Annotated in this window: 8 protein-coding genes and 2 pseudogenes; 7 read left to right on the top strand and 3 right to left on the bottom strand. The window is 65.7% G+C overall.

From position 1 onward, the window contains the following. On the top strand, positions 1-201 hold a 201-nt coding region (locus VKG81_RS01640; RefSeq protein WP_324389079.1), incomplete at its 5' end, for a phosphatase PAP2 family protein. A gap of 284 nt (positions 202-485) precedes the next feature. Beyond that, on the top strand, positions 486-1,130 hold the full coding sequence (locus VKG81_RS01635; protein WP_324389078.1) for a L,D-transpeptidase family protein: 645 nt from the start codon (positions 486-488) through the stop codon (positions 1,128-1,130). A gap of 1 nt (position 1,131) precedes the next feature. Here the strand turns inward: VKG81_RS01635 and VKG81_RS01630 are convergent, their stop codons facing one another. Both VKG81_RS01630 and VKG81_RS01625 read right to left on the bottom strand, forming a co-directional pair. Beyond that, positions 1,132-1,608: a nuclear transport factor 2 family protein gene (locus tag VKG81_RS01630; RefSeq protein ID WP_324389077.1), complete on the bottom strand. Its 477-nt coding sequence runs from the start codon at positions 1,606-1,608 to the stop codon at positions 1,132-1,134. A 98-nt stretch (positions 1,609-1,706) separates the two neighbouring features. Further along, on the bottom strand, positions 1,707-2,375 hold the full coding sequence (locus VKG81_RS01625; RefSeq protein WP_324389076.1) for an O-methyltransferase: 669 nt from the start codon (positions 2,373-2,375) through the stop codon (positions 1,707-1,709). Between the two features lie 107 nt (positions 2,376-2,482). Here VKG81_RS01625 and VKG81_RS01620 point away from each other — a divergent pair. Then, positions 2,483-2,614: pseudogene (locus VKG81_RS01620) on the top strand (DUF6188 family protein); the annotation flags it as partial. Positions 2,615-2,653: 39 nt separating this feature from the next. On the opposite strand, the gene VKG81_RS01615 reads toward VKG81_RS01620, so the two are convergent. Then, positions 2,654-2,872 carry a hypothetical protein gene (locus VKG81_RS01615; protein ID WP_324389075.1) on the bottom strand — a complete coding sequence of 73 codons (219 nt, stop codon included), beginning with the start codon at positions 2,870-2,872 and terminating at the stop codon, positions 2,654-2,656. A gap of 257 nt (positions 2,873-3,129) precedes the next feature. Here VKG81_RS01615 and VKG81_RS01610 point away from each other — a divergent pair, with 257 nt between their 5' ends. From VKG81_RS01610 to VKG81_RS01595, 4 genes and pseudogenes are all read left to right on the top strand, one after another. Further along, on the top strand, positions 3,130-4,989 hold the full coding sequence (locus VKG81_RS01610) for a DUF7159 family protein (protein ID WP_324389074.1): 1,860 nt from the start codon (positions 3,130-3,132) through the stop codon (positions 4,987-4,989). A gap of 98 nt (positions 4,990-5,087) precedes the next feature. Next, positions 5,088-5,468 (top strand): hypothetical protein, encoded by a 381-nt coding sequence (locus VKG81_RS01605; protein WP_324389073.1) that lies wholly within the window; start codon positions 5,088-5,090, stop codon positions 5,466-5,468. A gap of 265 nt (positions 5,469-5,733) precedes the next feature. Further along, positions 5,734-6,147: pseudogene (locus VKG81_RS01600) on the top strand (glycoside hydrolase family 16 protein); the annotation flags it as partial. A gap of 22 nt (positions 6,148-6,169) precedes the next feature. Beyond that, positions 6,170-6,301: a hypothetical protein gene (locus VKG81_RS01595; RefSeq protein ID WP_324389072.1), complete on the top strand. Its 132-nt coding sequence runs from the start codon at positions 6,170-6,172 to the stop codon at positions 6,299-6,301. Positions 6,302-6,754 lie beyond the last annotated feature (453 nt).

Below are 6,754 nucleotides of genomic sequence, written 5' to 3'. Positions count from 1 at the left end.
ATCGTGCTTGTGGTCGGCCTCAGCCGCGTCGTGTTGAACGTGCACTATCCATCCGACGTACTCGCCGGATGGGCACTGGGTTACCTGTGGTTCTTCCTGTGCTTTCTGGTCATTCGGCCGCAGCCGGCGGCGCGCGGCGGCGCGGTTCCCACCCGCGCGGAGGCGGAAGACAGACCGGAAGCACCCACGTCGCCGGGGTAGTGAAACCTGGTCGTGTTCTCCAGATCTTTTTGCGAGGACAGTCACCTTCTCAATTGCGAGCTCGTGCAGCGCCAGCTCCAGGATCTCGAATTCGCTGATCTGCTCGGATGATTGGATCGGGGCGCGTGATCGTGGCTCTGGCTCAATGGGATTCCTCCTTCGCGGGCTCGAGCCACCGTTGCGCGACCTCGCTTTCCAACGTGTCGACGTCGGCTCTGCGCCGCGAGAAACCGTGCCTGAATCTTAACTTGACGTTGACTGTGACCAGCCCCGACGATTGTCAAATGCGCCGACTTCTGGGATTGCTGGCTGCGTGCTGCCTGTCGCTGGCCGCCGCACCGGTAACCCACGCTGTCGACAACCCATGGTTCGCGCCTCAGGTGGGCAATGCGACTCAGGTGATCTCCGTTGTCGGCGTGGGCGGTTCGTCGGCGAAGATGGATGTCTGGCAGCGCGGCAGCGCCGGCTGGCAGCCAATAGGAGTCGGAATCCCCGCACACGTCGGCTCGGCGGGACTGGCTCCCCAGGCCAAGGATGGCTATCCCGCGACGCCGATGGGCATCTTCACCCTCGACTACGTGTTCGGCACCGCGCCGTCCCCGGGTGGCGGCCTGCAGTACGTGCAGGTCGGTCCGGACGACTGGTGGGACGGCGACGAGAAAAGCCCGACGTTCAACACTCACCAGCGTTGCAGGAAGGAGCAGTGTCCGTTCGACACGTCGGCGAGCGAGAACCTCGACATTCCGGAGTACGTGCATTCGGTGGTGATGGGTGTGAACGAGGCCCGTGTGCCGGGCAATGGCTCCGGCTTCTTCTTGCACGCCACGGACGGCGGACCGACCGCCGGATGCGTCGCGATCGACGACGGGACCCTGGTGCAGATCATCCGGTGGATGCAGCCCGGCGCGTTGATCGCGATCGCAAAGTGACCTAGATGTGCAGCGCGCGCCCGGGTTTGATCTTGAAATTCAGGTTCTCCAGTGACATTGTCGCCTCGTAGGTGCGGTCGTAGGCGGTCGCGCTGATCTTCCAGCCGTCGGCGGTGCGGCGATAGGTGTCGTGGTAGAAGGCGGCGCCGATGAGCATGAAGTTGAACTCGGCGGCGATCACCCGGTCTTGCAGGTACCAGGTCGCCCTGGCTTCGTCGCCATCGACCGCTATCTCCGGGTGGGTGACGCGGTGCTCGGTGAGCACGCCGGGCCCAAGCGACGACCGCATGTAGTCGACCAGTTCGGTGCGGTTGGTGAAATGCAGTCGGTCGCCGTAATCACCGGTGACGTTCTCGGCGAGGGTGTCGGCGAATTCATCCCAGTCCTTGGTGTCGAGGGCCCGCAGATACCGGTACTTGACGAGTTCGATGGCCTCTTTGTCGGCTGCGCCGTCATTCATCCGGTCATTGCAGCACAATTGCGGCCGTGACGGAATCGGACAGCGCCCCTGGCTGCTTCGAGCAAGCCGTCTCGGCCGCGTTGGCTTTGGCGCCGATCGAAAACGCGGAACGCCTCCTAGGTGGCAGCGCGACAGGTGATTTCCATGCTGTCGGATTCCCTGGCCGGAAAGCTGACGCTGACATAGCCGTGGTCAGGATCGCGCACATAGTCGAGGTAGGGCTTGGTGTCGTCCATCGAGGTGTTGTCGGCGACAATGAGGGATCCGGGCCGCAGATGCGCTTCGAGCAGCTTGAACACGGGTAGATACATCTCCTTCCACCCGTCGAGCAGCACGAAGTCGACCGGTCCGTCGATGCTCTGCAGTGTGGTGAGCGCGTCCCCTTCGAGGACCGTGATCAGGTCGTCGAGCCCGGTCTCTTCGAAGTTCTGCTTCGCCGCGGCTATCTTGGCCGCACTGAGTTCGGTGGTGACGACACGGCCACGACCGTTGTCGCGCACACCCGCCGCCAGGTGGATGGCTGAGATCCCGAAGGACATGCCGAACTCGACGATCGTCGTCGGCCGGGACGCCCGCACCAGCAGATACAGCAGCCGGCCGGCAGCCGGCGTGACCGGCATGTAGACGTCGCTCATCGCATCGGCGCGCTCCTGCGCGCTGGCCAATGCGTAACTTCGCTGCAACTCGCCCCGCCTCTCGTGCAGCCGGGGAATCTGTGCCGCGGCCGCGTTGTACAGCCGGTCGAGGGTCGTGGCGACGGTGGCGTCCTGAAGCGTGTTGGTCATGGCACCGACGGTAGGCGTGGCCCGTCCGCGCCGCGCAAAGTTGGTGCCACCTGTGCCCGATTCATACGGCGTTCACAGTGAAGACCATGGCCAAGCAGTGGATTTAGGGCGACGTGATCGATGTGCCCCCCGATGAGCGCGTCACCTCGCGGGAGTTCTACGGCAAGCACCACGGCTATGCGGCGTACCTGCCGCGCGGCAGGGTGCGCGTCGTGCGCCATGACTGCCCGACGGGCTGAAGCGCCGGGGTCCAAGGCAGACCGACCGCGCGTCAAGTCTCAGTCGAAATCCGGTCCGATCGACGCGTCGGCCGGTTCCCCGGGCCGATGGTTGGGTGCGGCCGAAAGATGTCTCCAGACGGTGGGCTGGTAGTAGTCGCTCCAGCGGCCGGGGGTGGAGTAATGAAGCGCCAGCACACCGCCCGCCAGGAACTCGTAAATATCGCCGTCCCCGCAGTCCTCGGGATCGTCATCTGCGATCCAGACTTTGAAAGCCATACCCGGAGTATGGCCGACGAACGCAGCTTTGTTGCCGGATGCGCAATCCCGCTAAGCGATGCGATCCCGCCTCACCCAAACGGCAACACTGTCAATCGATTTGAAGCGCCGACCGCAGTGCGATATGGATCGCCGCACAAATCAAGCCGCACAGACAACGATCAATCGATTCGCAGGGTGCAACCTAGTTCCGCAGAGTAGCGTGGCATTGACGCCGCTGAAGATGGAAATCTGCGTGGCGAGTTTCGGAGGGGCCGATGGACATTGTGCTTGGCGTGTCGATGACCGCCACGAAGGTCCGCATGGTGCTCGTCGAGGGTGAGAGAGCCGATGGTGTCACCATCGAAGGGGAGGCCTTCGACACCGCGGCGGCCGAGGGCCTCGCGAAGGGCAGCCCGTCCGAGCAGGTCAGCGCCGCGATCCTGGCAACTCAGCAGAGCGCACTGTCGAGCGGCCACCACTTGATAGTCAGCGGCGTGACATGGGTTGACCAGCCCGGATCGGCTCCGTTGCGGGACAGCGTCGCCGCACGCGATCTCGACAATGTGGTGCTGGTGCCGGAACAAAGAGCCGCGGGCGCGCTCGCACAGACCGTCGGCCGGGCACTGGGCTACGACACCACAGCCGTGATCCTTGTCAAGCCGAGCACCGCGACACTGTCGATCGTCGACAGCGCCAACGGGTCAATCGTGGAGGCCCGCACGTGCAGCATCGATAGCGCCGACCCGACGGATGTGCTGCCGGAGATGGTGTCCGTGCTTGAAGACGGCGGCTCTCACCCGCGGGGCGTATTCGTTGTGGGTGCCGGCATCGATGTCCGCTCGGTCAAGTCGAATCTGGAAAGCCTGATCTCGCAGCCGGTCATCGTGCCCGAGGAACCGGAGTGGGCCCTTGCCCGTGGCGCGGCCTTGGCGGCTGCCTTTGCGCCGGGATTCGAGGCATCGACATCCGGCCTGGCGTACTCGCAGGATCCCGACACCTCAGCCGACGACCGACCCGGGAAGCTGTCCGATGCCGACACCGAAGTCGCCACAATCGATTGCGACGAAATCGACGACAGGGGCGGGTCCCCGGAGACGAGGGACAGACGTAGATTGCTCATTCCCGCCGGCAGTCTCGTGGCGGGAATCTTCGTCGTAGGTGTTGTGGCGCTGGTGATGTCGCTGGCTGTGACCATCCGTCCCACTGTCGAGCAGGGTGCGCCTCCGGCGACGAAGGCAACGGCGCCAAGCGCCGTTATGCCCCCGGCGGCCGCGCAGGCTCCTGCCGCGGTTCAAGCTGGGCCCCCGGCTCCGCAGGCGCCGCCACCTGCGCCAGACCCGGCATCGGTCGTCGCGCAGGCCGCTTCGGCGCTGCCCGTGGCGGCGCCGGCCGTCCAGGCTCCCGCGCCCGCGGCGCAGCAACCGGCCCCGCGTCGTGTGGGGACCGCGCCGGGCCCGGTCGCGGCCGAGACGCCGGTCGCCGCGCCGGTCGCCGTCGACACCCCCGTGCCCCAAGCGCCGCCACCGCCCGCTCCGGTCGCACTGCCACCACCGCTGCCTGCCCTGGCGGCTCCGCCCATGCCTGCGGCACCGCCGCAGCCGGCTTCACTGCTGCCGCCGGTCCTCCGCCCTGCCGCGCAGCCGTCACCGATCGCACTGTCGCCGTTCGGCCCGCCGTCGCTGTGGATTCAGGCACAGCCATCCCAACAGCAACCGTCCCAGGCGCGGCAGGATCGACAGTGGATGCAGATTCCCCTGGGCCCCCAGCAGCAGGCCGCGCAAGCGCCGCAGCAGCTGCAGCCCGGCCCGCAGATCGTTCTGTGGCCTCAGCGGCAAACGCCACCGACGCCGCAGTGGACGCCGCCGCAGGCTTCGGCCCAACTTCCCGAGCTGAGTCCGCCGACGCAGGCTCCCCAGAGTTCGCCCCCGCCGGTCTCGTCACCACAACTGCCGCAGAGTCTGCCGACGCAGCCCTCGCCGTGGCAGCAGCAGGCACCGTATGGTTCGCCGAGTTCAGGTTCGGCCGGCGCGTCATCCGCGCACGCCGGCGCCGCGGATGGTTCCGCGCCCAGCACCTCGCCATCGGCACAGGGGAATGGTGCCGCTCCTTGGTGGCCCTACCATCCCGGGCAATAGCTGCGCAACGTCGAAGCGGTCTCGTGGCGCTCGCGGCTTCAGGCGCGCACAATTGTTATCAGCGCGACCACCGCGGTTTGCCTGGCAGGAGGACCGTCATGAGCGAGAACGGGCCGTTTGGGTTCGATCCCGAGGAATTCGAGCGGGTTGTCCGCGACGCGACCGAGGGGCTGCGCGACGCGTTCGACCGATTCGGCAGGTTCATCACCCTTCCGGGTGAGCGGGCAGGGTGGTCATCGTTGTTAGACGAATTCACCCGGTACTCGCGTCCGCGGGGCGAACCGGAGACGACCGGTGAGACAGGCGACGGTGTCTGGGCGATCTACACCGTCGACTCCGATGGGGGAGCAAGAGTCGAGGAGGTCTATGCAACCGAACTCGATGCGCTCCGCGCGAACAAGAACAACACCGACCCGGACCGCAAAGTTCGGTTCTTGCCGTACGGCATCGCGGTAAGCGTGCTCGACGCATCGGAATAGGCCGGAAGGGCTCTTGTTTGCCCTTCGGTGCGCCGCAATCCTCGTACGGGCGGCGTGTAGCGCTGTGTGAGCTGTGGGTGGCGGTGATATTGACGGGCGCTACGCAACAGGGCACAGCCGCGTTACGTCCTGGATAACTTTGGCGATTTTGCCAGTTGGTTGCCACGGCCGGCGGCAGATCCCGGCACGGCTCGATGTCACGGGCTTTGGCGACGAACGCGCCGAAGTGACGCCACGTTACCTCCGCTCCGAAGACGCCGTTAGCGGTTGCTGGCCAGCGTACTCGTTATTGAACGAGGATCCCCTTCCTGACGGCGAAGTCGATGTCGTCGAATGGTACGGCAACGGGGCGTGGCCTCCGGGAACCACAGTCCACGCACGATCCGACGGAAAAACGTGGTCGGGAAAATCGATCCCCGAGTTGGTGGACTCCGAGTGGCACAACTGGCGGTGCCGATGGGATGAGGCCGGTTTCCGCTTCTGGCGCGACTACGTAGACGGCGCGAAGCCCTACCTCACTGTTCCGGCGGTCCCCATCAAGGGGGTGTGGCCGTTCAACCAGCCCGACTACCTGATGTTTCCGATCTTCAATCTTGCGGTGGGTCGGCCAGGCGCCGGTGATCCCAGCGGGGGTACCTTTCCGGCGGTTATGCTCGTCGACTGGATACGCGTCCGGTAATACCCGCGGTGACCTGGAGCCGATGACGGGAATCGAACCCGCGCCGATCATCGGCAAGCCGGGGTTGACGTCTGCGCGCACGGTCGATGCGGAGAACGGTCTGGAAGCACCATCTCTTCGTCGACAGGACGACGAGCAGGTCAACTCCGCCTGACGAACGAGCCGGCCTAGTGCGGCGGTAGCCCCTGCGGACCCGATGGCTGCGGACCGGGGGCGAGAGGGGGTGGCGGGGACGCAGCCGGATCCGTCGGCTGCAGCGTGAGGCCCATAATCACGTCGTTCGGGTCCTCGCTGTGGATGCAGATCACTGTGGTCACGGGCCATCGGGCGGTCCGCTTCTTTGCGTCGGCGGTCTGCGTCGTCGACACGGCGTCGGCAGTCATGACCTGTAAGAACGCCGGCTCAGACGCCGCAGCACCTGGCGGGTCTCAGCGCAAAGGGTTGAGGACACCGGCCGCGGCTTGTGGCGCTAAATGGAGCCGGCAGCAACACTCAGCGGTCCGAGGTTGACCCCGATTCCACTACCGAAGGGGAAGTCGATCATCAGCACCACGGCGACAGACACTGCAGCGATGAACGCCCAGGCATACATGAGGTAGGGCCGTTT

This window comes from Mycobacterium sp. (genome assembly GCF_035314905.1).
In the GTDB taxonomy this organism is placed as follows: Bacteria; Actinomycetota; Actinomycetes; order Mycobacteriales; family Mycobacteriaceae; genus Mycobacterium.
The sequence above is the reverse complement of the archived record's forward strand: the minus strand, read 5'-3'. Positions and strand labels throughout refer to the sequence as shown.